17 protein-coding genes and 1 pseudogene are annotated in these 24925 nt (G+C 70.3%); 15 read left to right on the top strand and 3 right to left on the bottom strand.

Going from position 1 to position 24925, the window contains the following annotated elements; translation table 11 throughout:
* Window positions 1–44: 44 nt before the first annotated feature.
* Complete coding sequence (locus O7635_RS25290; protein ID WP_278082954.1) at window positions 45–1580, bottom strand: hypothetical protein; 1536 nt, start codon at window positions 1578–1580, stop codon at window positions 45–47.
* A gap of 131 nt (window positions 1581–1711) precedes the next feature.
* On the opposite strand from O7635_RS25290, the gene O7635_RS25285 reads away from it, so the two are divergent.
* Together O7635_RS25285 and O7635_RS25280 are read left to right on the top strand one after the other, a co-directional pair.
* Window positions 1712–2074: a DUF1801 domain-containing protein gene (locus O7635_RS25285; RefSeq protein WP_278082953.1), complete on the top strand. Its 363-nt coding sequence runs from the start codon at window positions 1712–1714 to the stop codon at window positions 2072–2074.
* A gap of 270 nt (window positions 2075–2344) precedes the next feature.
* The gene (locus tag O7635_RS25280) at window positions 2345–3511 is read left to right on the top strand and encodes a PP2C family protein-serine/threonine phosphatase (protein WP_278082952.1); all 1167 of its coding nucleotides are present in this window, start codon (window positions 2345–2347) and stop codon (window positions 3509–3511) included.
* Window positions 3512–3526: 15 nt separating this feature from the next.
* Here O7635_RS25280 and O7635_RS25275 read toward each other — a convergent pair.
* Window positions 3527–4365, bottom strand: a pseudogene (locus O7635_RS25275) (IS5 family transposase).
* Between the two features lie 259 nt (window positions 4366–4624).
* Between O7635_RS25275 and O7635_RS25270 the strand changes: the two are divergent.
* The 3 genes from O7635_RS25270 (at window position 4625) to O7635_RS25260 (ending at window position 10004) form a co-directional block, all read left to right on the top strand.
* Window positions 4625–8101, top strand: coding sequence for a discoidin domain-containing protein (locus O7635_RS25270; RefSeq protein WP_278082951.1), 3477 nt, complete (start codon window positions 4625–4627; stop codon window positions 8099–8101).
* Between the two features lie 74 nt (window positions 8102–8175).
* A complete protein-coding gene (locus tag O7635_RS25265; RefSeq protein WP_278082950.1) occupies window positions 8176–9630 on the top strand; it encodes a glycoside hydrolase family 76 protein in 1455 nt (484 codons plus the stop codon).
* Between the two features lie 149 nt (window positions 9631–9779).
* Window positions 9780–10004 carry a tautomerase family protein gene (locus O7635_RS25260; RefSeq protein WP_278082949.1) on the top strand — a complete coding sequence of 75 codons (225 nt, stop codon included), beginning with the start codon at window positions 9780–9782 and terminating at the stop codon, window positions 10002–10004.
* Window positions 10005–10025: 21 nt separating this feature from the next.
* On the opposite strand, the gene O7635_RS25255 is transcribed toward O7635_RS25260, so the two are convergent.
* Window positions 10026–10817, bottom strand: a complete 792-nt coding sequence (locus O7635_RS25255) for an IclR family transcriptional regulator (RefSeq protein ID WP_278082948.1) — start codon at window positions 10815–10817, stop codon at window positions 10026–10028.
* Between the two features lie 188 nt (window positions 10818–11005).
* Here O7635_RS25255 and kduI point away from each other — a divergent pair, with 188 nt between their 5' ends.
* The 10 genes from kduI (at window position 11006) to O7635_RS25205 (ending at window position 24867) form a co-directional block, all read left to right on the top strand.
* Window positions 11006–11821, top strand: a complete 816-nt coding sequence (gene kduI, locus O7635_RS25250; protein ID WP_278082947.1) for a 5-dehydro-4-deoxy-D-glucuronate isomerase — start codon at window positions 11006–11008, stop codon at window positions 11819–11821.
* On the top strand, window positions 11818–12573 hold the full coding sequence (kduD, locus tag O7635_RS25245; RefSeq protein WP_278082946.1) for a 2-dehydro-3-deoxy-D-gluconate 5-dehydrogenase KduD: 756 nt from the start codon (window positions 11818–11820) through the stop codon (window positions 12571–12573). The genes kduI and kduD overlap by 4 nt, the downstream gene beginning before the upstream one ends.
* A 40-nt stretch (window positions 12574–12613) precedes the next feature.
* Window positions 12614–13705 carry a sugar ABC transporter substrate-binding protein gene (locus O7635_RS25240; protein WP_278082945.1) on the top strand — a complete coding sequence of 364 codons (1092 nt, stop codon included), beginning with the start codon at window positions 12614–12616 and terminating at the stop codon, window positions 13703–13705.
* A complete protein-coding gene (locus O7635_RS25235; RefSeq protein ID WP_278082944.1) occupies window positions 13702–14703 on the top strand; it encodes an ABC transporter permease in 1002 nt (333 codons plus the stop codon). Before O7635_RS25240 ends, O7635_RS25235 begins: the two co-directional genes overlap by 4 nt.
* Window positions 14700–16217: a sugar ABC transporter ATP-binding protein gene (locus O7635_RS25230; RefSeq protein WP_278082943.1), complete on the top strand. Its 1518-nt coding sequence runs from the start codon at window positions 14700–14702 to the stop codon at window positions 16215–16217. Before O7635_RS25235 ends, O7635_RS25230 begins: the two co-directional genes overlap by 4 nt.
* Window positions 16214–17179: an ABC transporter permease gene (locus O7635_RS25225; protein ID WP_278082942.1), complete on the top strand. Its 966-nt coding sequence runs from the start codon at window positions 16214–16216 to the stop codon at window positions 17177–17179. The genes O7635_RS25230 and O7635_RS25225 overlap by 4 nt, the downstream gene beginning before the upstream one ends.
* An 18-nt stretch (window positions 17180–17197) precedes the next feature.
* Window positions 17198–18685 carry an aldehyde dehydrogenase family protein gene (locus tag O7635_RS25220; protein ID WP_278082941.1) on the top strand — a complete coding sequence of 496 codons (1488 nt, stop codon included), beginning with the start codon at window positions 17198–17200 and terminating at the stop codon, window positions 18683–18685.
* Window positions 18686–18755: 70 nt separating this feature from the next.
* Window positions 18756–23000 carry a LamG-like jellyroll fold domain-containing protein gene (locus O7635_RS25215; protein ID WP_278082940.1) on the top strand — a complete coding sequence of 1415 codons (4245 nt, stop codon included), beginning with the start codon at window positions 18756–18758 and terminating at the stop codon, window positions 22998–23000.
* 38 nt (window positions 23001–23038) lie between these two features.
* A protein-coding gene (locus O7635_RS25210; RefSeq protein ID WP_278078570.1) for an IS5 family transposase occupies window positions 23039–23910 on the top strand; the annotation gives its coding sequence in 2 pieces (ribosomal slippage) (window positions 23039–23399 and window positions 23399–23910; 873 coding nt in all).
* A gap of 108 nt (window positions 23911–24018) precedes the next feature.
* Window positions 24019–24867, top strand: a complete 849-nt coding sequence (locus O7635_RS25205; RefSeq protein ID WP_278082939.1) for a PaaX family transcriptional regulator C-terminal domain-containing protein — start codon at window positions 24019–24021, stop codon at window positions 24865–24867.
* The last annotated feature ends 58 nt before the right edge of the window (window positions 24868–24925 follow it).

The following is a 24925-nucleotide window of genomic DNA, read 5'->3' as shown; positions in this document are numbered from 1 at the left end:
GCCGCGCCCACCACCCTCAGCGAGAGTCATCACCCGGCACGCTACTAAAAGTTGGCCGGGGTCGCGCGGCGCTGGGGTGGGGTGCGCGGCAACGGCGGTGCTTGGCGGCTCAACCGGTAGGCGCGCAGCGCTTGCCATCGTCGCGCCTCGTCGACGTCGCGGTAGGCGATCAGGCGCAGGCCGACACAACTCGGCCGGGTTCCGCGCTCCCGGGGCGACAGGTGGCGGAACCACTGCCCGGTGACACCGTTGGGTGGGCTCAGATACGAGCCGCCCGCGAGGCGGAAAGCCCCCTCGAACTGCTGGTCGGTGGCGAACCTGTCGTGCGGCAACTCACGGACGATCTCGTGTACGCCGCCGCAACAGTCGTAGATGCCGGCCGGCGACCGTCCCGCGATGTAGGTGCGGACCGGGCTCAACCGGCTGCCCCGGTCGAACTTGAGGTTGGCGTGCAGGGCTGTCGGGCGGTCGTACCCCCATGGGTAGGGCTGGTCGACGCAACCGGCGAGCTTCACCCACTCCACGACCGTCGGGATGTCCCAACGCCACTCATCGCCGGAGTCGGCGCGCGGCAACGAGCCGAGAATGTCGGTCAGCTCCCGCCAGAGCCCTCCGAACGCGGTGCCGTCGGTGTGGTCCTGGGTGAGCACGTGGGGCATGGCGGCGTCGACACCGCCGGGGCGGCGGAGGATGGCGTCGACGTCACCGACCGTGAGCGGCACCTGCATCGCCTGGAACGGGTAGGGACAGGTCGCGTCGGGTGCGAACGCAACGAGGGCGGGCTTGAACGGCGCCGGGCCGACCGCCGCACCGAGCCGTCCGAGCAGGACCTGGACGCGCTTCAACATGGCGGGGCTGCTGCCACGTTCGCGAAGAACGTCGTCGTGCCGCGTCAGCGCGTCGCGGATGATCCGCAGCGCGGCCGGGTCGTCGCGGGCGATCCCGATGAGAAAGTCGATGATGGGATAAAGCCGTTTGTGGTCGTCGCCGGATTGCTGGATGGCCTCCGTCACGAGCGTCGCCATAAGCCGGTCGGCGGGTGCGTCGGCGGTCGCGGCGAGGTGGTGCGTGAAGAGCCACTCCCATACCTCGGTGAGCCGCGGAACGTGCTCGCGCTCCACACGCAGGATCAGGTCTGTCTCGCGCAACAGCCAACGCTTGAGGCCGATGCCGCCATCGTTGAGGATCGAGTCGACGAGCAGGACGGTCCAGAACTGGTCCACCGATCCGGCATGGACGGTACGCGGTCGGTAGGCGGTGCGGATGTCGACGCGGACGAGCGGCAGCGAGCGGCCCAGGAAGTCGTCGAGCGGGGCAAGCGCGGACGAGAGAACGCCTGCGGCCACGCCGCGGAGCAGACCCTCGGAGACGCCGTGTCGCTCGAGATGGTGTGTCCAGGCTTCCGCGGGGATGACCACCTGTGCGCCGGTCTCGTGCGGGACCGGCGCGGGCGTCGGCGACGGCACGGCGACGATCTCCGGTGGCGCGGCGGCGGTTGACGGGGTCGGGGTCGGCATCGCGGCCGGCAAGGTGGCATCGGCTGGCTCCGCCGCCGGCGAGGCCTCGCGGGTGGAGAACAACGCGACGACCGTCGCGCTGCGGCTGATCGAAGACCGCTCGGCCGCGTTCCGCGGCCATCGACCCGCACGCGACCGAGGGCCCGGATTGCGGACACGGCGCGGCCGCGGATGAATCCTGTAGCCTGCGAGCCATGGGCGCCAAGCCAAAAACCATCGACGAGTATCTCGGTAATGTCGATCCACCACAGCGTGCGGAACTCGAACGAATTCGCGCACTGGTCAAGAAACTCGTGCCCGAAGCCGAAGAAGCTATTTACTACGGCATGCCGGCCCTGAAATACAAGAAGCGGGCGCTGGTCTATTTCCCCGCTTCCAAGAAGCACATGAGCTTCATGCCGTCTTCGTGGGCAATCGAAGAACACACGGACAAGCTCGAGGACTATGAGACCACCGAGCACTCGATCAAATTCACGTTGGACAACCCGCTCTCCGACAAGCTGATCGAGACACTTGTTCGTAACCACAAGCGAGACATCGACGCCGACAGGCACTGACCACGGATTTGGTCAGCGCAGCTGCACCAGCACCGAGCCGCCGAGGAGGACGACCAGCCCGCCGAGGCGGGTCGGGGTCAGGCGGCGACTCGGCAGGCGGAGCAGGCCGTACTAGAGGTGTTCCAGCACCAACGACGGGTGCTCGGCATCAGCCGCAGCCGCATCGTCGCGGCGCTCGGTCTGGTGGCCGAGGGCGTCTTCGCACAGGCACCGGACCGCCGGCGGGGGTGACGCCGGGACGGGCTCCGGACGCGGGGCTAGGGTGATGGCGTGGCGCGGGTCGACGAAGCGGTGGGCCGGCTGCTGACGCAGGCCCCACTGGCGGGGCCCGACGAGCTGCCGGCCCTGGTCGCCGGGGTCGCGCCGCTGGTCGGCGCCGACGACATCACCATCTTCCTGGCCGACTACGCGCAGCTGAGCCTGGTGCCGCTGGCTCCGCCCGGCCGGTCCGTCGAGCCGGCGGCGATCGACTCCACCCTGGCCGGCCGCGCGTTCACGACGCTCGAAGCCCAACGCGGCCCGGGGCGGTGCTGGATGCCGCTGGTCGACGGCTGTGAACGGCTCGGCGTGGTCCAGTTCGCCGGCGACGGCGACCTGGACGAGACCACGGCCCACCACGTGACCGCGTGCGTGGCCCAGCTCCTGAAGAGCCGGCGGGCGTACGGTGACATCGTCGAACGGCTGCGTCGCAGACAACCGATGCAGGTGGCCGCCGAGATCGTCTGGGGTCTCCTGCCGCCGCTGACCTTCGCCGCGAGCGACGTGGCGGTCACCGCCGTGCTCGAGCCCTGCTACGACGTCGGCGGCGACGTCTTCGACTACGCGCTCAACGGTGACCTGCTCAGCGTGGGGCTCTTCGACACCTGCGGCCACGGGATCAAAGCCAGCGCACTCGCCTCGCTCGCGGTCGGCGCCTACCGCAACGCCCGCCGCACGGGCCTCGACCTGGCCGCCACGGCCACCAGCCTCGACCGGTGGTTCAGCTCCGAACACCGAGGGCTGTTCGCCACCGCCGTGCTGATCGAGCTCGACCGGCGCGACGGCACGCTGCGTACGATCAACGCCGGACATCCCGGCGCGCAGCTCGTCCGCGACGGGAAGGCGATCAGAGAGCTGCCCGGCCCGACCGCGCTGCCGCTGGGCCTCGGCTACTTCTCCGACGAACCGCCAGGGGTGCACGAAGAGCTGTTGCACCCGGGCGACCGCGTCCTGCTCTACACCGACGGAGTCACCGACGCCGTCAACCGGACCGGCGAGCGGTTCGGGCTGGAGCGCCTGCTCGATCTGGTCCAGCGGGCCCTGAACGACGAGCTACCCACCCCGGAAACCATGCGGCGACTGGTGCAGGCGGTGCTCACCCACCACGGCCAGGGCCTCCAGGACGACGCGACCGCCGTGCTCCTCGAATGGCGCCCCACCGACGTGACCGCGGGCTAGGTCGCGTCTCTCGGATCATGGCCGGGTCCAGAGCAGGATTCCGGCCAAGGTAAGCGCGGCCTGGTAGTGCACGGCGAGTTTGTCGGTGCGCATGGCCAGGCCGCACCATTGTTTAAGCCGGTTGATACATCGCTCGGCCACGTTGCGTTGCCGGTACGCCTGCGGGTCGAAGGCCGGTGGGCGGCCGCCTCGGCTGCCCCGCCGCCGGCGGTGCGATTTTTGATCGTCCGGTTGCGGGATCGTCGCGGCGATGCCGCGCTGGCGCAGCCAGCCGCGGATGGCCCGTGACGAGTACGCCTTGTCGGCCAGCACCCGCATCGGGCGTTGGCGGGGTCGTCCAGGGCCCCGGCGGGGCACCGCGATGGCGTCCATGACGGCGGTGAACTGTGGTGCGTCACCGGCCTGCCCCGCGGTGACGAGCAGGCTCATCGGCCGGCACCCGGAATCGGCGGCGAGGTGGACCTTCGTGCTCAGACCGCCACGCGAGCGGCCGAGGCCGTGGTCGTCGGGCTCACCGACGCGTGGGTGTCTTTTCCCGGCCGTAGCCCGGCCGCGTGCTGGTGCGCACGCACGACGGTCGAGTCCACCGCGGCGACGAGCCAGTCCATCTCCCCGGCGGCGTCCGCGTCGGCCTGCACCGCCGTCAGCAACCGTTGCCACGTGCCGTCGAGAGTCCAGCGGCGAAACCGCGAGTACGCGCCTTTCCACGACCCGAACTCGGTCGGCAGGTCCCGCCACGGTGACCCGGTGCGGTATTTCCACGCGATCGCCTCGATCACCTCACGGTGATCCGCCCACCGGCCACCGCGCTGCGGCGACCGGTCCGGCAGATACGGCTCCAACCGCGCCCACATGTCATCAGTGATCCATCGACGAACCGGCACCCTGGACCAACGAGTCAGTGATCCGAGAGACGCGCCCTAGGCCGGCGCGGGGTTTTCCGCCTCTAGACATTGATGCTCGCGAATCGTATCGTCACACCACCAGGCAGCGGCGTGCCAGGTGACCCGCAGGACATCCACAGCGATGCCCCGCCCGTCGCCCGAGCACGCCGTGTGAGCGGCTGCCGCGCCGCGGGCGGCGCGTCGTCCGTCCGCTCGCCCTGGAGGAACCGTGTCCGTCCCGCCTCGGCGCAGGCGCATCCCGATCCTGGGTGCGTTCGCCGCCGCCGTCCTCGCCGTCACCGGCGTGCTGCTGCCGGCCGCCGGCGCGTCAGCCGCGCCGCCCCCGCAGACACCCGGCATCACGCTGCGCACGTTCGACCTGCAGACGGCGCTGAGCAGCCTCTGCACCCTGAAGCCGGCGCAGACGCCCAACGTCGACAAGCTCATGCCGACAATCAACTGGACGACCGCCGCCGACTTCGGATTCGAGGACAACTTCTACACGCAGGCGATCGGCAACATCAACATCGCCACGGCCGGCACCTACGCGTTCCGGCTGATCAGCGACGACGGTTCGCGCCTGATCGTCGACAACAACCTCATCGTCAACCATGACGGCCTGCACGGCGCGACCCCCAAGGACGGCTCGGTCGCGCTGAGCACCGGCTACCACTCGCTGCACATCGACTTCTTCGAGGCCGGCGGCGGGCAGCAGCTCACCCTGCAGTGGCAGCCGCCGGGTTCGACGTCGTTCGTGACGGTGCCGAACTCGGTGCTCAGCACCGACGCGGGCGTCGTGCGCGTCACCGCCCCCGGGCGCAAGGAGTGCGAGACCGCGGGCGACTCGCCCGGCGACGGCCTCCCGCTGACCTCGGTGCACCCCAACTTCACCCTGACCAACCTGCGGCCCAACGGCTTCCAGCCGAAGGTGACCGGCATGGACTGGCTGCCCGACGGCCGGTTGGTCATCTCGACCTGGGGCGGCAGCGACCAGTCCGGCACCTCGCAGGACGGCGAGGTCCACATCCTGGCCAACACCGGCGGGGCGACCTCGCCCGGCAACGTGAGCACCAAGCGGATCGCCAGCGCGCTCAAGGAGCCGATGGGGTTGAAGGTGGTCAACGGGGTCGTCTACGTCTCGGAGAAGCAGCGGCTGACCCGGCTCGTCGACACCACCGGCGACGAGGTCGCCGACCAGTACCAGACGGTCGCCACCTGGCCCTACGGCGGCAACTTCCATGAGTTCGCGTTCGGCCTGCTCTACCAGGACGGGTTCTTCTACGTGAACCTGTCGGTGTCGATCAACTATGGCGGCAACACGACGGACCCACAGCCCGCGGCGAGCCGAGGAACCACGATCAAGATCAACGCGAGCAACGGCGCGGTCCAGTACGTCGCCGGCGGCCTGCGTACGCCGCACGGCATCGGCTGGGGCCCGGAGAACGGCATCTTCGTCACCGACAACCAGGGCGGCTACCAGCCGGCCTCCAAGCTGCTGCACATCAAGCAGGGCCGCTTCTTCAACCATTACCTCAACCCGCAGGGCCCGTACGACAACGCCCCGGTCAGCCAGCCGGTGCTGTGGCTGCCACAGAACGAGATCGGCAACTCGCCGAGCACCCCGATGTACCTGACCAGCGGTCTCTACAATGGCCAGTTCCTCATCGGCGACGTCACCTACGGCGGTCTGCAGCGGGCGTTCGTCGAGAAGGTCAACGGCGAGTACCAGGGCGCGCTCTACCGCATGACCCAGGGCCTCGAGGCCGGTGTCTCCGAGGTCAACGTCGGCCCGGACGGCGCGATCTATGTCGGCGGCCTGGGTGCGGGCGGCAACTGGGGCCAGGCCGGCAAGCTCGACCACGGCCTGCAGAAGCTCACCCCGAACGGCGCGAACCACTTCGACATGCTGGCCACCCGGGCCACGTCCAACGGTTTCGAGATCGAGTACACGCAGCCGCTGTCGGCCGCCACCGCCAGCGCCCTGGCGTCGAAGTACCGGGTGAAGCAGTGGCGTTACGTGCCGACCGCCGCCTACGGCGGCCCGAAGATCGACGAGGAGACGCTGAGCGTGTCCGCCGCGACGCTCTCGGCCGACGGCAAGAAGGTCACCCTGGTCGTCAACGGCCTCAAGGCCGGCCGGGTGGTGCACATCCGCTCGCCCAGGCCGTTCGCCGCCAGCAACGGCCAGTCGCTGTGGAGCACCGAGGTCTGGTACACGCTCAACAACATCCCGGGCCAGGTCCCGCCGGTGAACCTCGCGCTGGGCAAGCCGGCGACGGCGGACAGCTCCTGCTCCGTCAACGAGAACCCGGCCCGCGCGGTCAACGGCACCGTCACCAACGGCAACCTCGACAAGTGGTGCTCGCTCGGCGCCACCAAGTGGCTGCAGGTCGACCTCGGCTCCAACCAGAACGTGAACCGCGTCGTGCTGCAGCACGCGGGCGCCGGCGGCGAGAACACCGCCTGGAACACCAAGGCGTTCACCATCCAGGTGAGCACCAACGGCACGTCGTGGACGACGGTCGCGTCGGCGACCGCCAACACCGCGAGCACCTCGAACCACACCTTCGCCACGACCCAGGCCAGGTACGTCAGGCTCAACGTGACCGTCCCGGCCAACGACACCAACGCCGCAGCCCGGATCTACGACCTGGAGGTCTACGCCGGCACGCCGAGTGCCTCCGGCAACCTCGCGCTGGGCAGGCCGGCCACGGCGGACAGCTCCTGCGGCGCGACCGAGGGTCCGGAGAAGGCCGTCAACGGCAGCGTGTCCGGCGGCAACGCCGACAAGTGGTGCTCGCTGGGCGCCACCAGGTGGCTGCAGGTCGACCTCGGCGCCAGCCAGAGCCTGAGCCGGGTGGTGTTGAAACACGCCGGCTCCGGTGGGGAGAGCAGCTCCTGGAACACGCGCGACTTCACCGTCCAGGTGAGCACCAACGGGACCAGCTGGTCGACGGTCGCGACCGTCACCGCGAACACCCTCAGCACGACCGCGCACGACTTCACCGCCGTGCAGGCGCGCTACGTGCGGGTCAACGTCACCACCCCGGCCAGCGACGGCAACCTGGCGGCACGGATCTACGAGCTCGAGGCGTACGCCCAATCGGGTGCCAACCCCGGCCGGGTCGTGCTGTTCAACGGCGCCAACATGAACAACTTCGAGCAGACCGGCGGCGGCGCCGTGACGTGGCCGCTGGGCAACGGCGGCGTCGAGGTCCTCGGTGGCGACATCCGCAGCAAGGAGAGCTTCGGCGACTTCCGGCTGCACATCGAGTTCTGGCTGCCCAACCTCCCGTCCACCGTGACGGGACAGGCCCGGGCCAACAGCGGCATCTATCTCCAGGACCGCTACGAGCTGCAGGTCCTGGACTCGTGGGGCGACAGCTCGATCGGCATCGACGAGTGCGCCTCGATCTACAACAAGATCGCGCCGACCAGCAATGCCGCCACCGCACCGGAGACGTGGCAGACCTACGACGTCACCTTCCGCGCGGCCCGGTTCAACAGTTCCGGGGCCAAGACGGAGAACGCCCGGGTCACCGTGGTGTGGAACGGCGTCACCGTGCACAACAACGTCGCGATCGACGGGCCGACCGGCAACGGCGCCGCCGAAGGCCCGACCGCGGGACGGATCCGGCTCCAGGACCACGGCGACCCTGGCGCCAACCTGTTCTACCGCAACATCTGGGTCGAACCCCTGAGTTGACCCACCCTCCCGGGGAGGCGGTGCGCCGCCTCCCCGGGCGACCCCACGGCCGCCATCCGATTCGGAGGGTCCCGATGACCCGTACGCCCACCGCCCTCGCCATCGCGACGGTCGCGGCCTCGCTCGCCGCCGTCAGCGTCCCGGCCGTCGCCTTCGCCTCCCCCGGGCCGCTCGCCCTGATCTGCAACCGGTTCTGCGACGGCCGCGACGCCTCTTTGTCCACTTCGGACCGCGTCCCGGTCACCGCCGCGATCTACGGTCGGCAGATCGCCCTGCACGTCAACGACGCCGACGCGATGGCGTGGGCCGTCGTCGGCAACGGGAACCCCGGTGACCAGACCTGGTTGGAGCGGTCCTTCGACGCCGGCCGCACCTGGTCCGCCGACGGGCGGCTCGGCACCGCCACGACCCCGTCCGGCAGCCGCACCGCGCGCAGCCCGATGTTCAACGTCGACAACTGGGTCAGCCTCGGCGTCGGCGCGGTGCGCGCGTGCGGCAAGGCCGGCGACCGCCCCGAAGTCGCCTGCACCGCCTGGGCCCGCAGCACCTGGAATGCCGGCACCCGCCGGACCGCCGCGGCGACCGGCCTGATGATGCACTACAACCTCGGCACCGGGCTGTTCGACACGACCGGCTGGTGGAACTCGGCCAACGCGCTCACCGCCGTCATCGACAACATCCGCGTCTCCGGCATGGGCAGCTACCGGTACGCGATCGCGAACACCTACGACCGCAACGTCAACCGGGGCCAGGGCCAGTTCCGCAACGAGTACCTCGACGACACCGGCTGGTGGGCCATGGCCTGGATCGGCGCGTACGACCTCACCGGCGAGACCCGCTACCTCGACACCGCGCGGGCCGCGGCGGAGCACATGGCCGCCTATTGGGACAACACCTGCGGCGGCGGGATCTGGTGGAGCACCGCCCGCGGCTACAAGGCGGCCATCGCCAACAGCCTCTACCTCCAGGTCAACGCCGCCCTGCACAACCGGCTGCCCGGCGACACCCGACATCTTCAGCGGGCCCGGCAGGAGTGGACCTGGTTCCAGAACACGGGCATGATCAACAGCTCCAACCTGGTGAACGACGGCATCAGTCTCACCACCTGCCGCAACAACGGCTCCGCGGTCTGGACCTACAACCAGGGCGTGCTCATCGCCGGCCTCGCCGAGCTCCACCGGGCGACCGGCGACAGCAGCCTGCTCGACCGGGCCCGCCAGCTCGCCGACGCCGCGACCACCACCGCACAGCTGCACTCCGGTGGAATCCTGCGCGACCCGTGCGAATCCGGCAACTGCGGCGCCGACGGCACCTCCTTCAAAGGCGCACACGTCCGCGGCCTCGCCCGGCTCAACGCGCTGCTGGCCGGCCGGCCCTACGACGCCTACCTGCGACGGCAGGCCGACGCCGCGTACGCCCGGGACCGCACGCCGCTCGACCTCTACGGCCTGCGCTGGACCGGCCCGGTCGACGCCACGGACGGGGCCCGCCAGCACAGCGCCGTCGACCTGCTCAACGCCGCGCCCTGAGGGCGATCGGAGCAGCAACCAGCTGAATCGATGTCAAGCATGTGAACACGAGCCCGCCCGTCCATTGCGGCTCGAAGTGTGTCACGGTAGCGTGCGTTCACGTTGGTGAACCGAAGTCCACACTCTGGACGAGGCGAAGAGGGGCCGTCATGCCAAACATCACCGTGGAGTTGCTCGCGGGCCGGTCCGTCGAGCAGCGCCGGGCCTTCGCTCGCGCCGTGACCGAGCACGCGGTCGAGATCCTCGGCGCCCGTCCGCAGGACGTCCGCATGGTCTTCAACGAGATCACCCCGGACATCGTGGCCAACGGAGGCGTGCTGGCCAGCGAGGACCCGAGCCGCGCCGGCGTGCTCGCGGCGCTCGACAAGAGCTGACCACCGCGCGACCTCGACGGGTCAGCGCACCAACCGGTTGTCACGCATCGCGGACAGGCGGGCCTTCACACTCAGCAGCATCTCGATGATGAAGTCTTCCCGAGCCTGGTCGAGGCGGCTGATCGGGACCGCGACGCTCAGCGCGTCGACCGGGCGGTGGGAGAAGGGCAGCGCGACCCCGAAGCAGCGCACGCCCAGGCAGGACTCCTCGCTCTCCTCGGCGTAGCCGAGCTGGCCGGCTTTGTCGATGATCGCCAGCAGCGCGTCCCGGTCGGTGATCGTCTGGGTGGTGACCGGCTTGATCTGGTGGGGAACCAGCGCCTCCCGGACGTCTTCGGGCTGCTCGGCGAGCATCGCCCGGCCGAGCGCGGTCATGTAGGCGGGTAGGCGGCGACCGACGGCCGAGTACATCCGAAGCGGGTGCTTGGACTCACGCTTGGCGGTGTAGATGATCTCCGCACCCTCCAGACGGCCGAGGTGGACCGTCTCCTCGGTGGCCGCCGCGATCTCGTCCATCACCGAGCTGGCGCGCGACAGCACCGGGTCGCCGTCGAGGTAGGCGGAGCTGACCGTCAGGGTGTGCACGCCCAGCCGGTAGATGCTGCCGGTCTGGTCGGTGTCCAGCCAGCCGCGGGCGCACATGGTGCGCAGGAGCGCGTGCAGGCTGCTCTTCGGGATCCCGAGGCGCGTGGCCAGCTGCAGCTGGGTCCCGGGGCCGTTGGCGGCGATGTCGTCCAGGACGTCGAGGACGCGTGCGGCCGACTTGACCTGCGAGGCGGCGGAGCTGCCGTTGGCCGTCCTGTCCTTGTCCACGCGGACCTCCTCGTAAACCATGGCGCGGCCTTGCCGTCACCCGCCACGACCACGGCGGGGTCGTCCCAAACTACACCACGGTTCACATGGAGGGACCGACTTCAACCCCTTGACCTGTGATCGGCGCCATAGGTATCGTCGCGCTCAGTTCACGTAGCTGAACGCGGTTCACAAACGAGGAGCGAGTGTTGATCGAAGTTAGGTACTCCGCATCGCCGTCCGAGGTGGAAACGGCGACGAATGCGGACCTGCGCAAGAACTTCCTCGTGGAGCAGCTGTTCCGCACCGGCGAGGTGCGGGGGGTGTACACCCACGACGACCGGCTGGTCGTCGGCGCGGCGGTTCCGGGCACCGATCAGCTCGAGCTTCCCGCCTGGGACGTGCTCGGCGCTCCCTCCCACCTGGCCCGCCGCGAGCTCGGCATCGTCAACGTCGGTCAGCCGGGCCACGTGCTCGTCAACAACGAGAAGTTCGAGCTGCGCCACCTCGACGGACTGTTCGTCGGCCGCGGCAACGAGGTCACCTTCGCCGGTCCGGACGCCGCGTTCTACTTCGTCTCCGCTCCGGCGCACGCGCCGTACCCCACCACCCTGCTGAGCCACGCCTCGATCGAGCCGGTCAGGCTCGGCACGCCGCAGGGCGCCAACGAACGCAGCCTCTACCGCTACGCGTGGGGTCAGCAGCCGCAGACCGCGGTGCTGCAGTTCGGCGTCACCGTCATCGCCGACGGCTCGGTGTGGAACACGCTCCCGCCGCACCTGCACGACCGGCGCACCGAGGTCTACCTCTACGTCGACCTCGACGAGAAGGAGCGGATCTTCCACCTGATGGGCCAGCCCGGCGCCGCCCGCCACCTGGTCGTGCGCAACCGCGAGGCGGTCATCTCGCCGCCCTGGTCGATCCACTCGGGCGTCGGCACCGGGTCGTACGCCTTCATCTGGGCGATGGGTGGCGAGAACAACGAGTACACCGACCTGACCCCCGTGGCGCTGGAGGACCTGTGACCACGTCGTTCGACCTGCACGGCCGCCGCGCCGTCGTGACCGGCGCGGGCCGCGGCCTCGGTCAGGCCATCGCGCTGGGGCTCGCCCGGGCCGGCGCCGATCTGGTCCTGGTCGGCCGGTCCGGCAGCCAGTCGGAGACCGGCGACCAGGTGGCCGAACTCGGCGGCGACGTCGAGATCGTCGACCTCGACGTCAGTGACCACGACGCCATCGAGCGGGTCGCCGCCGAGGTGACCGGCCGCCGTCAGGTGGACATCCTCGTCAACAACGCCGGCGTCATCGACCGGGAGGACGCGGTCAACGTGAACCGGGCGGCCTGGCACCGCGTGGTCGACGTCAACCTGAACGGCTTGTTCTTCCTCTGCCAGGAGTTCGGCCGCCCGATGGCCGAGCGCGGGCACGGCAAGATCGTCAACGTCGCGAGCCTGCTCTCGTTCCAGGGCGGCATCCGCGTCGCGGCCTACACCGCCAGCAAGCACGGTGTCGCCGGCGTCACCAAGGCCCTGGCCAACGAGTGGGGTCCGTGCGGCATGCAGGTCAACGCCATCGCGCCCGGCTACATGGCCACCGACAACACCACCGCGCTGCGGGCCGACCCCGACCGGTCCCGGGCCATACTCGCGCGCATCCCGGCCGGTCGCTGGGGAGACGCCGCCGACGTCGCCGGCGCGGCCGTCTTCCTGAGCTCCGCCGCCGCCGACTACGTCAACGGCCACGTCCTGGTCGTCGACGGAGGGTGGATGGCCCGCTGACCCAGCATTCCCCTCCCCTACGAAGAATTGAGGATCGACCATGAATGTCACCCCTCGTTCCGCCGCCGCCATCATGAGCCTGTCGTTGGCCGCCGCCGTCCTCGCCGGCTGCAGCGAGCAGGCCGGCGGAGGCAACGACACCGCTGCCGCCGGCGAGGCCGCCTGCGAGGCGTCCAAGGTCCGGCTGGTGGGCCAGGTCCGCAACGAGTCCAACCCGTACGAGGCCTCGTGGCTCGCGGGTGGCGACGCCTTCGCCAAGTCGGTCGGCCTGACCCAGGAGCGACTCACCTACGACGGTGACTCCACCAAGCAGCAGGAGCAGATCAGCCAGATCCTCGCCGGCGACACCAAGTGCCTGGTCATGAACGTGCTCCCCAACGGCGACTCGGACACCGCGCCGATTGTCAAGGGCGCCGACCAGGCCGGCGCGTACCTGGTCACGCAGTGGAACAAGCCGGCCGACCTGAACCCGGCCGACTACCAGACCTGGCTCAGCCACATCACCTACAACGGTGTCGAGTCGGGCCAGCAGATCGGTGACGCGCTCGCCACCGCGATCGGCGGCTCGGGCGGCATCATCGCGCTGCAGGGTGTGCTCGACACCGCGGCCGCCAAGGACCGGTTCGCCGGGCTGCAGGCGTCGCTCAAGAAGAACACCGGCGTCACGCTGCTGGACCAGCAGGCGGCCAACTTCTCGCGCGCCGAGGCGCTCACCGTCACCAAGACCCTGCTGGCCAAGCACGGCGACCACGTCAAGGGCATCTGGGCCGCCAACGACGACATGGCTCTCGGCGCTCTGGAGGCGCTGCAGCAGGCGGGTCGGGCCGGCAAGGTCGCGGTCGTCGGCATCGACGCCGTCCCGGACGCCGTCACCGCCGTGCAGAACGGCACGATGACCGCCACCGTCTCCAGCGACGGCTCGTGGCAGGGCGGCGTCGGTCTGGCGATCGGCTTCTGCGTCGCCACCGGCAAGCTCAAGGTGGCGGACATCGCCAAGGACAACCGGGCCTTCTTCGCCGAGCAGTTCCTCATCACCAAGGACAACGCCGGCGAGTTCACCCAGCCGAAGACGAACCCGGCCGACTTCGAGTGCGGCAACGTCTTCAAGCGTGTGGCAGGGCCTCTGACGTGACCATCACATCCGAGGTCGTCAACGCGCCTCGCCGCCAGTCCCGGCGAGGCGCGTCGTTCCGGGATGCTGGTCCACCGGTCGCACTGATCGTCATCTTCCTGATCTTCGCGGCCCTCAGCCCGCAGTTCCGCAGCGCCGACAACGTCCGGAACATCGTGGACGCGGCCGCCGTGCTCGCCGTCGTCACGTGCGGCATCACGTTCGTGCTGATGATGGGGTCGATCGACCTGTCGGCCGCCGGCGTGATGGGCGCCTGCGCCCTGACCGTGTCGCTGCTGGTGGCCAACAATCGCAACGACAACGACTTCGGGTTGCTCGGCGTCGCGGCCGCCGTCCTGCTGGGCTGCGCGTTCGGCTGCCTGAGCGGGCTGGCCCTGGTGCTGCTGAAGGTGCCCTCGTTCATGGCCACGTTGGGTGTCTCGGCCATCGGTCTCGGCGTCGCGACCCTCATGTTCGCCGGCGTGCAGCCCAACGTCTCCGACACCGTGGTCAAGGGCCTGGCGATCGAGCGGTTCCTCGGATTCTCGTACCTCACCTGGATCGCCGCCGGGTGTGTCCTGGTCGGCTGGCTCGTCCAGCGCTACACCCGGCTGGGGCGCTACGCCTTCGCCATCGGCGGCGCCGAGGAGGTGCTCCTGCTCTCGGGCGTCAAGGTGAAGCCGTACAAGGTCGCGGTCTTCGCCCTCGCCGGCGCGTTCTACGGGCTCGGCGGCGTGATGGTGACCAGTCAGCTCGGCGCCGGCCTCGTCCAGGCCGGCGACGGATACGACTTCTCGGCCATCACCGCCGCCGTCGTCGGCGGCACGCTGCTCACCGGGGGTCGGGGCGGCATCCTGCACTCCGCCGTCGGCGTCCTGCTCGTCATGGTCCTCACCAACGGTCTCGTCCAGGTCGGGGTCAGCCCGTACTGGCAGGGCGGGGTCGAGGGCCTCATCGTGGTGGCCGCGGTCGCCGCCGCCGTCATCCCGCAACGTCGACGGAACCAGGTGGTCAAATGAGCGTGCCGGCCTTGGAGGTACGCGGCCTCGTCAAGCACTACCCAGGGGTGAGAGCCCTCGACGGGGTCGACCTGGTGGTCCGGCAGAACGAGGTCCTCGGTCTGGCCGGGGAGAACGGCGCGGGCAAGTCCACTTTGCTCAAAGCGCTGGTCGGCCTCGTCGTCCCGGACGCCGGCACGATCCACGTCCGGGGCGAGCCGGTCCGGTTGCGCAGTGTCGTCGACGCCGCCGACCACGGCATCGGGATGGTCTTCCAGGAACAGTCCCTGGTGCCCAACCTGACCGCCGCGGAGAACATCGTGCTCGGCAGCGAGGGGCCGGCCGTCCGCCGGGGTTTCTACCGCTGGGACGTCATGCGCCGCCTGGCCCAGGAGCAGCTCGACAAGATCGGCTCACCCATCGACCCGCTCGCGCGCACCGACTCGCTGTCCTTCGCCGACCGGCAGATGGTCGAGATCGCGAAGGTGCTGCGCATCGAGGAGCGCAGCCAGCATCCGCCGGTCGTCATCCTGGACGAGCCGACGTCGGTCCTCGAGTCCAAGGAGATCGACGCGCTGTTCGCGCAGATCCGCCGGCTGCGCGAGTTCGCCACGGTCATCTTCGTCTCACACCGCCTCGACGAGGTGCTGGACGTCTGCGACCGGGTGTCCGTGCTGCGCGGCGGCCGGTCGGTCGGCGAGGTCGCCACGGCCGGCGCGGTCCCCCGCGAGCTGCACCGGATGATGATCGGGTCCAGCGGATCCGACGACCACTACCACGAGAACGCGGCCGCCACGGTCGACTCCCAAGAGCCCCGGCTGTCCGTACGCGGCCTGTCCGGAGCGACGTTCCAGGACGTCAGCTTCGACGTGGCGCCCGGCGAGATCGTGGCCATCGTCGGCGTGCACGGTTCCGGCCGGGAGGACGTCTGCCGCGCCCTGTTCGGCGCCGAGCCGACCACCGCCGGCGAGATCCGGATGGACGGCAGGAAGATCGACCTGCCCAGCACCCGGGCCGCCTGCGCCGCCGGCATCGGCTACGTGCCGGCGGAGCGCAAGATCGAGGGCATGGTCGGCCCGATGTCGGTGGCCGAGAACATGACCCTGGCCAAACAGCAGGCCCGCTGCGCGGGACCCTTCGTGGCGCCCAAGAAGCAGGCCACCCTCGTCGACGCGTGGATTCGGCGGCTCTCCATCCGCACGCCGGGCCGCGACACCGCGATCCAGCGGCTGTCCGGCGGCAACCAGCAGAAGGTGATCCTGGCGCGCTGGCTGGTGGCCGGCGACGTCCGGCTGCTCCTGCTCGACCACCCGACGCGCGGCCTGGACATCGGCGCCCGGTCGGAGGTCTACCGGCTGATGCGCGAGCTCGCCGCGACCGGCGTGGCCACCGTGCTGCTGGGCGACAGCCTCGAGGAGGCCATCGGCATGGCCGACCGCATCCTGGTGATGAGCGACGGCCGGGTCGCCACCGAGGTCGCCTGCCCCCACGGCGGCAAGCCGAGCCCGCTGGACCTCGTGAAGGAGATGGTGTGAGCACTCACGTCGCCATGCCCACCACCGTCCGGGTCCACCGGCTCACCGGGCTCATGCCGCTCATCGCCCTGGCGGCGCTGGTCGCCGCCCTCACCGTCGCCGACCCGGACTTCCTGACGCAGCGGAGCCTGATCGCGGTGGCGCGGACCGCCGCTCCGCTCATCGTGCTGGCCGCGGGTGCGACGCTGGTCGTGCTCTGCGGTGGCATCGACCTGTCCATCGCGGCGTTGGCCTCGCTGTCGACCGTCTTCCTGGCCCTGTGGCTGCCGGATCTCGGTGGCCTGGCCACACCGGCCGTCATCCTGGTCGCCGCGGCGATCGGCGCGGTGCAGGGGGTCGCGCACGTGCTGCTGCGGATTCCGTCGTTCATCGTCACCCTGGGCGGGATGGCGATCCTGTCCGCGGTCGCCCTGGTGGTCTCCGGCGCCGGCACGGTGCGGGTCGTGGACGACTCGACGATCCACTGGCTCGACCTCTATCTCGGCGGCTACGTGCCGATGTCGGCCGCTGTCGCGATCATCGTCGTCGCCCTGATCGCCGTGGTCCTCAAGGTGACCCCGCTGCGGAGCTGGATCTCGGCCACCGGCTACTCCGAGTCGGCCGCGCGGCTCGCCGGCACACCGGTCGACCTGGTCAAGATCGGTGCGTTCTGCGTCTCGGGCGCCTGCGCCGGGCTCGCCGCGGTCATGCTGGTGTCGCGGCAGTTCAGCGGCGGCCCCACGATGGCCGACAACCTGCTGCTGCCCGCGGTAGCGGCGATCGTGGTCGGCGGCACCGCCATCACCGGTGGCCACGGCAGCGTGTGGCGCAGCTTCGCCGGCGCGCTCGTCGTGACGCTGCTGCGGGTGGGCCTGCCGATCGTCGGCGTGCCCTCCGCGTACGAGCAGATCCTGTACGGCGCGATCATCGTCGTCGCGGTCGCGCTCACCCTCGACCGCTCGAAAGTCTCGACCGTCAAATAACTCCTACGGAAGGCCACCATGAACTCCGCGCTCCTGCCCGCCGTCCGCTCGTTCCTGTCCTCGCCGAAGCAGCTGCTCATCGACGGTGAGTGGGTGGACGCGAAGGACGGCCGGACCTTCGCCACCGTCAACCCGTCGACCGAGGAGGAACTGGTCCAGGTCGCGTACGCGTCGAACGTCGACGTGGACCGTGCGGTCGGGGCGGCGCGCGCGGCGTTCGAGTCCCGCTCGCCCTGGTCGAGGATGACCCCGCGCGACCGCTCGCACCTGCTCTGGCGCATCGGCGACCTGATCGAGGCCCACGCCGACGAGCTCGCCCAGCTCGAGGCCCTCGACAACGGCAAACGCGTCGAGGCGGCCCGGGACGGCGACATCGCGACCTCCGCCGAGCTCTTCCGGTACTTCGCCGGCTGGGCGACCAAGATGGAGGGCACCACCATCCCGATGTCCGTGCCGGGTCGCGAGTTCCACGCCTACACGCGCCGCGAGCCGGTCGGCGTCGTGGCCGGCATCGTGCCGTGGAACTTCCCCCTGCTGATGGCCTGCTTCAAGATCATCCCAGCGATCACCGCGGGCAACACGGTCATCCTCAAGCCGGCCGAGCAGACGCCGCTGACCGCGCTGCGCCTCGGTGAGCTGCTGCTCGAGGCCGGCGTGCCGGCCGGCGTCGTCAACGTGCTGCCCGGCTTCGGCGACACCGGCGCCGCGCTGGTCGCGCACGACGGTGTCGACAAGGTGGCCTTCACCGGCAGCACCGAGGTCGGCAAGAAGATCGCCGCGGCGGCCGCCGGCAACTTGAAGAAGGTCTCCCTCGAGCTCGGCGGCAAGGCGCCCAACATCATCTTCGCCGACGCGGACATCGAGGCGGCCATCGCCGGCGCGGTGCTGGGCGGCTACTTCAACGAGGGGCAGTGCTGCGTCAACGGCTCACGCCTGTACGTCCAGCGCGGCGTCTTCGACCAGGTCGTCGAGGGGGTGTCGGCGGCCGCCGCCGCGATCAAGGTGGGCGACGGGTTCGACCCCGCCTCGCAGATGGGTCCCCTGGTCTCGCAGGAGCAGCACGAGAAGGTGCTCGGCTACATCCGCGGTGCGGTCCGCGACGGCGCGGTGCTGACCGCCGGAAGCGTCGACCGGGTCGGTGACCGCGGCTTCTTCGTGCAGCCGACCCTGATCACCGGCGTCGACGAGGGGATGGCGGTGCAGACCGACGAGATCTTCGGCCCGGTCGTGACCGCGATCCCGTTCGACACCGAGGACGAGGGCGTCGCGGCCGCGAACAACACGGTGTACGGCCTTGCCGCGGGCGTCTGGTCCACCGACATCGGCACGGCGCATCGGGTCGGCGCCCGACTGCGGGCCGGAACGGTGTGGCTCAACACGTGGCACGCCGACGACGTCACCCTGCCCCGCGGCGGCTTCAAGCAGTCGGGTTGGGGCCGCGAGCTCGGCTCGTTCGGCCTGGACGACTACACCGAGCTCAAGACCGTCATCGCCGAGCTGCGTTGATTTCGGGACAGCCCATCAGTGGCAGTGACCGTCCTCACTGTCACGTCAGCCGTACCTCGAGGGAGCTCTGATGAAAGTGCCCCGCAGGTCTGCCCACTCCCTTCTCGCCCTGATGCTCGTCGTCGCCGGGTTGGCGGTTCCCGCCGCCGCCCGGGCCGCCGCCGTCGACGACGGCCGGCTCAACGTCCTCTTGTTCTACAAGCCCAACTTCCACGCCTCGAACGTGCAGGCCCGGCAGGCCGTGCGCGACCTGGCCGCCCAGCTCGGCACGCAGTACAACCAGCCGGTGGAGATCCAGGAGACCGACGACCCCGCGGTCTTCAACACCGCCAACCTCGCCGCCCGCGACACCGTGGTCTTCGCGCAGACCGGTGGAGTGCTGTTCAACGTGGCGCAGCGCACCGCTCTCGAGTCCTACATCCGCGGTGGCGGCGGCTTCATGGGCCTGCACTACACCGGTTGGTCGGTCGGCGAGAGCGAGCATGACGTCAACCCGTTCTACGCCCGGCTGGTCGGCGCCGCCTCCGAGGGACATCCGGAGGACCCCGGCGTCCGGCCGGGCCGGGTGTTCGTCAGGGACACCGGCCACCCGCTCACCCAGGGCGTGACCGCCTCGCTCACCCGCAGCGACGAGTGGTACGACTGGGTGGTCAACCCGGCGCCCAACGTCCGGACCCTGATCGAGGCCGACGAGTCGTCGTACGGCGGCGGCCGGCAGGGCACCTCGCACCCGGTCACCTGGTGCCAGAAGATCGACTCCGGCCGGTCCTGGTACACCTCGATGGGCCACGAGGGCACCGCCTACGCCGAGTCCTACATGCGCGCCCAGATGAAGAACGGTCTCGCGTACGCCGCGGGGCTGCTGCCCGCCGACTGCTCGCCGCCGGTGAAGGACCGGGCCGGCGCGTGGAGTGGTGTCACGCCGTGGCCGCTGGTGCCCATCAACATGTCGCTGACCTCCGACGGCAAGGTGCAGTCGTTCGGCAGCGTCGGAGGCTGGAGCACCGACGCCACGCCGTACGACTGGACCGGCGACAGCTCGCTCACCCAGGGCGGCCAGATGGAGGTGGACATCTGGGATCCGGCCCAGCCGCGTAACCTCGCCAACCTGCGGGCCGGGATACTGCCGAACACCACCTACACCGACCTGTTCTGCGCGATGCAGGTGCAGAACCCGCACGACCACTCGACGATGACGGTCGGCGGCGACGACGGACTCGGCGGCAACAGCCCGAACGACGCCGCGATCGGCGTCACCAGCTACTCCACCAACAACGGGCTGCAGAACAAGGCCCCTATGAACTATCCCCGGTGGTACCCGACCGGCACCACCATGCCCAACGGCGACATCGTGGTCCAGGGCGGCAGCCTCCGCGGCGGCCCGGGTGGACCCGGTGTCCTCACCCCGGAGATCTACACCCCGCAGTCGGGGTCGGGCTGGAAGACGCTCGACGGCGCCCGCAGCCCGGCGGCGTACGGCGACGGCGGGTCCGACCACGCCGGCCAGGACGAGAACCGCTGGTGGTACCCCCGGGCGTTCGTGGCTCCCGGCAGCGGCACCCTGTTCAACATCACCGGCACCCAGATGTACGAGCTCAACCCCGCGGCTAACGGCGGCACCGGACAGGTCACGCTGCGCGGCACGCTGCCCGCCGCCATCGCCAACCAGGGCGCGAACGGCAACCCGGTCGGTGCGACGTCCACGGCCACCATGTACCGCCCCGGCAAGATCCTGCAGGTCGGCGGTGGCTGGTGGGCCAACGGCGGCGGCCCCGACGGCGCGCGCGCCGGCTTCACCGTCGACATCACCGGCGGCACGGCCAGCCCGGTCGTCACGGCGACCAGGCCGATGAAGTACCAGCGCCACTGGGCGACCTCGACGGTCCTGCCCGACGGCGACGTGCTGGTCACCGGTGGCGGCCGCGAGAACAACGGCAACGGTGGGTACGTCACGAACGCCGAGATCTGGGATCCGGACTCCGGGACCTGGACCGAGGTCGCCGTGCCGTACGAGCACGCCCGGCTCTATCATTCCGCCGCGCTGCTCCTGCCCGACGGTCGCGTGATGATGGGCGGTGGCGGCACCCCGGGCCCGCGCAACTACACGGACGTCGAGTACTACTCCCCCGCGTACCTGTTCAACGGCGACCAGCCCGCCCCGCGCCCGGTGATCAACACCGCGCCCGCCACCATCGGCTACAACGGCAGCTTCGGCATCACCACGTCCGGCACCGTCTCGCGGGTCACGCTGGTCCGCAACGGCTCGGTGACGCACGGCTTCAACAACGACCAGAACTTCCAGGACCTGGCGTTCAGCCAGTCCGGCAGCACGGTCACCGTCAACGCGCCGGCCAACGGCACCTACGCGCCTCCCGGTTCCTACATGCTGTTCGTCTGGGACTCGGCCGGCACGCCGTCGATCGCGAAGATCCTGAAGGTCGACCCGGCGGTCAAGCTGAGCCAGCTCAACCCCCGGGTCGTCGACCAGTTCGAGTACCCGCGCCTGCCCGCGGAGTGGCGCACGGCCAACCCGCCGGCGACCGTCGACGTCGCCGCCGGCAACACCCGGATGTCGCCGTGGACGGTCGACAGCCAGGTCCAGCTGGTCCGCGGCACGGTTTCCGGCCAGGGTGGCCTCGGGCTCACCGGCTACCAGCTCAGCCTGGGCAACGCGGGCGCCGTCAGACGCACACTCAGCTCGCTGACACCGGGGACCACGTACCGGGTGTCACTGCGCTACGCCCGCGACAGCCGGTCCGCCGCGGGCGCCGGCGCGGCGACGGCCAACCTGACGGTCGGCAACCTGAACGCCACCATCACCGCCACGACCGGCCTGCCCTCGACCGGCGCCTACGGCACGTACGTCGGCACCTTCACGGCGGCGACGGCCACGCAGACCCTCACGCTGAGGGGTCCGGGAACGGGCGCCGGCCTGATGATCGACGACCTGGTGGTCGTGGGCGACGACCCGCCGCCGACACCCGTCGGTGTCCCGGTCCGCTACGAGTTCGAGGAGGGCCAGGGCACCTCGGCCGCCAATACCGGTGGCGCCGGTGGGCCGGGCGCGGCCGTCCTGACCGGCACCACGGGCTGGTCCACCAACGGCATCATCGGCAAGGCGGTCAACCTGCCCGGCGGCAGCACGGCCAACGCGGTGGACCTGCCGGACAACCTGCTGCAGAACGCGGCGAACTTCACCACCGGGTTCTGGGTGCGCCCGGACACCAAGAACAACTGGACCGGCCTGTTCCACATTGGAGACGGCCTCGGCTCCGCCGGAAGCTACTTCCAGATCCAGATGCAGACGCAGGCTTCCGGGAGCACCGGCCTGGCCGCGACCTTCAAGGGCAAGACCGGCCCCGAGGAGCGGGTGTACGCCAGCCCGGCCCAGGACGTCGTCGCCAACCAGTGGAACCACGTGGCCTTCACCCGCCAGGGCTCGATCGGCACGCTGTACCTCAACGGCGTGGCGATCGCGAGCCGGGCCGACCTGACGGTCGACATGACCGCCGTCGGCCCGACGGCCAACAACTGGCTGGGCCGCAACGGATACCCCGACGCCGCGTTCGACGGTCTGATCGACGACGTACGGGTCTACACGTCCACGCTGACCGCCGCGGACGTGGCGGCGATGTACAACGAGGGCAACGCCGTCCGCTACACGTTCGACGAGAACACCGGCACCGCCGCCGGGAACTCGGGCACCAGGACGTCTCTCGGTGCGGCGACGCTGCCGGCCACCGCGTCCTGGGCCGCCGGCCGGATCGGCAGCGCGGTCAACCTGCCGGGCGGCGCCGCGACCTCGGGCAACGAGGTCAGGCTGCCCAACAACATCCAGGCCGGGCTGACCAACCAGTTCACCGTCTCCTTCTGGGCCCGCCCGGACACGCTGCCGAACTGGGTGCCGTTGCTGCAGATCGGCAGCAGCACCGACACGTTCTTCCTGCTCCAGTCGGCGACGAACAGCGGAACCACCGGGTTCGGGGCCACGTTCAAGGCGGCGGGGGCGCCGGCGCAGGAACGGCTCCTCCTCGGCGCAGGAAGGGACCTGCCGCTCAACCAGTGGACCCACGTGGTGTTCACGATGAGCGGCTCGACGGCGAAGATCTATTTCAACGGCGTGCTGCACGCCACCCGCTCCGACTTCCCCATCGGCATCGGCAACGTCGGGGTGGGCGGCAGCACCACGGCCAACTTCCTCGGTGGGACGAGTTGGGGAGACCCACGGTTCGACGGGCTCATCGACGACTTCCGGCTCTACGGCTACGAGCTCAACGCCGAGCACGTGACCCAGCTGTACGCGGGCCGGCGCTAGGGCGTGTCCTGGCGATCAGTTGATCGTTTCTGGTTGATGTGTCGGGTGTAGGTCGTGGTGAGTTGACGGACAAGGCTTGGGCGGTGATCGGGCCGTTGCTGCCCGAGCCTGGTCGTCGGTCCGGGCGGTGGCGTGATCACCGTCAGGTGATCAACGGGATCTTGTGGAAGTTGCGGACCGGGGCGCCCTGGCGGGATTTGCCGGAACGCTACGGGCCGTGGAAAACCTGCCACGAGCGGCTGCGGCGGTGGACCACGGACGGCACCTGGGAACTGATCCTGGCCCGGGCGCAGGTCTACGACGACGGCCAACCAGTCGAATGGATCATCAGCGTGGACTCCAGTGTTGTGCGTGCCCACCAGCACGCCGCCGGGGCACGCAAAAAAGGGGATCTGCCGGTGGTGTGGCCATACCAGCGGCGGATGGTGAGGCGTTGGGCCGGTCCCGGGGCGGCCTGAGCACCAAAATCCACCTCGCGGTCGACGGCCGCGGGCGGCCGTTGTCGGTGTTGCTGACCGCCGGGCAAGCCGGTGACAATCCGCTGTTGTTCCCGCTGCTGGACGCCATCGCGGTCCACACGTCTGGACGCGGTCGGGCGCGTAAGAAGCCGCGGATGCTGATCGCGGACAAGGCCTACGCCCATGACCCGACCCGCAGCGGGCTACGCCGGCGCGGTATCCCACACACCATCCCGGAACGGTCCGACCAGGTCGCCCGCCGGGCTGCCAAAGGCAGCCGCGGCGGACGCCCACCCACGTTCGACCCGCACGTCTACCGACAACGCAACGTCGTGGAACGCTGCTTCAACCGGCTCAAACAATGGCGTGCCTTGGCCACCCGCTTCGCCAAACGCGCCGCCCTCTACCGGTCAAGCCTGCTCCTCGTCGCCGCGTTGATCTGGCTCCGATGATCGCCAGGACACGCCCTAGTCGATTCAGGACGTGGGCCCTGGAACTCTCCAGGGCCCACGTCGCTGGGTCATCGCTCCAGACGGCAGCCGGACGGTAGCTTCTCAAGGATGACGACGTCGCGGGCGGGTCGGCCGGCGATCGGGCGGGCCCGGGCGCAACGGCTGCTGGTGACGCTGCTCGGCGACTACTGGCAGCCAGGCCGGGCGCCGTTGCCGTCCGGCGGCCTGGTCGCGGCCCTGGCCGAGTTCGGCATCGCCCCGGCGAACGCGCGGGCGACGCTGAGCCGGTTGACACAGCGCGGGCTGATCGAGCGGACCAAGGACGGTCGCCGCACCAGCTACCGGCTGACCGAGCCGGGGTCGCAGCTGTTGCGCCGCGGGGCCCGCCGGATCTTCGCCAGCACCGACGAGGCCGCCTGGGACGGGGTCTGGACGCTGATCGCGTTCACGCTCCCTCTCGACGACGCCAGCCAACGCCGGCTGCTCCGGGCCCGGCTGCGCTGGCTGACCTTCTGGCCGCTCTACGACGGCACCTGGGTCAGCCCGCACGACCGGTTCGACGAGGCCCGCGAGCAGCTGCGCGAGCTGGGCGTCACCGACGCGGTCGTGCTGCGGACCCGCGACCTCGAGCTGCTCCCCGGCGGACGGACCCGCCTCGAGTCCGCCTGGCGCATCGACGACCTGGCGGCCGGCTACCACGAGTTCCTGTCCCGCCACCGCGGCGTGGCGCGGCGGGCCGCCAACGGCGGGATCCCGGCCCGGGCCGCCCTGGTCCACCGCACCGAGCTCGTTGACGACTGGCGCGCTCTGGTCGGCAACGACCCGGACCTCCCGGCCGAGTTCCTGCCGCGGTCCTTTCCCCGGGCGAAGGCCCGGGAGATGTTCCTGCAGGCTTCCACCGCGCTTGCCCGACCGGCCCAGCTGCGCTTCGAGGAGCTCGTCGAGACACCAGAGTGACGGCGCATCGATACGTTGCACACTCGTTGACGGTCGCGCGGATTTCGCATTATGTTCC

The sequence above is a fragment of the Asanoa sp. WMMD1127 genome, assembly GCF_029626225.1.
In the GTDB taxonomy this organism is placed as follows: Bacteria; Actinomycetota; Actinomycetes; order Mycobacteriales; family Micromonosporaceae; genus Asanoa.
The sequence above is the reverse complement of the archived record's forward strand: the minus strand, read 5'-3'. Positions and strand labels throughout refer to the sequence as shown.

Excerpts from the sequence above, each read along its gene's own strand:
- O7635_RS25215 (WP_278082940.1), top strand. The coding sequence starts at position 18,756 with ATGAAAGTGCCCCGCAGGTCTGCCCACTCCCTTCTCGCCCTGATGCTC.
- O7635_RS25205 (WP_278082939.1), top strand. The coding sequence starts at position 24,019 with ATGACGACGTCGCGGGCGGGTCGGCCGGCGATCGGGCGGGCCCGGGCG.
- O7635_RS25285 (WP_278082953.1), top strand. The coding sequence starts at position 1,712 with ATGGGCGCCAAGCCAAAAACCATCGACGAGTATCTCGGTAATGTCGAT.
- O7635_RS25230 (WP_278082943.1), top strand. The coding sequence starts at position 14,700 with ATGAGCGTGCCGGCCTTGGAGGTACGCGGCCTCGTCAAGCACTACCCA.
- O7635_RS25265 (WP_278082950.1), top strand. The coding sequence starts at position 8,176 with ATGACCCGTACGCCCACCGCCCTCGCCATCGCGACGGTCGCGGCCTCG.
- O7635_RS25260 (WP_278082949.1), top strand. The coding sequence starts at position 9,780 with ATGCCAAACATCACCGTGGAGTTGCTCGCGGGCCGGTCCGTCGAGCAG.
- O7635_RS25220 (WP_278082941.1), top strand. The coding sequence starts at position 17,198 with ATGAACTCCGCGCTCCTGCCCGCCGTCCGCTCGTTCCTGTCCTCGCCG.
- O7635_RS25240 (WP_278082945.1), top strand. The coding sequence starts at position 12,614 with ATGAATGTCACCCCTCGTTCCGCCGCCGCCATCATGAGCCTGTCGTTG.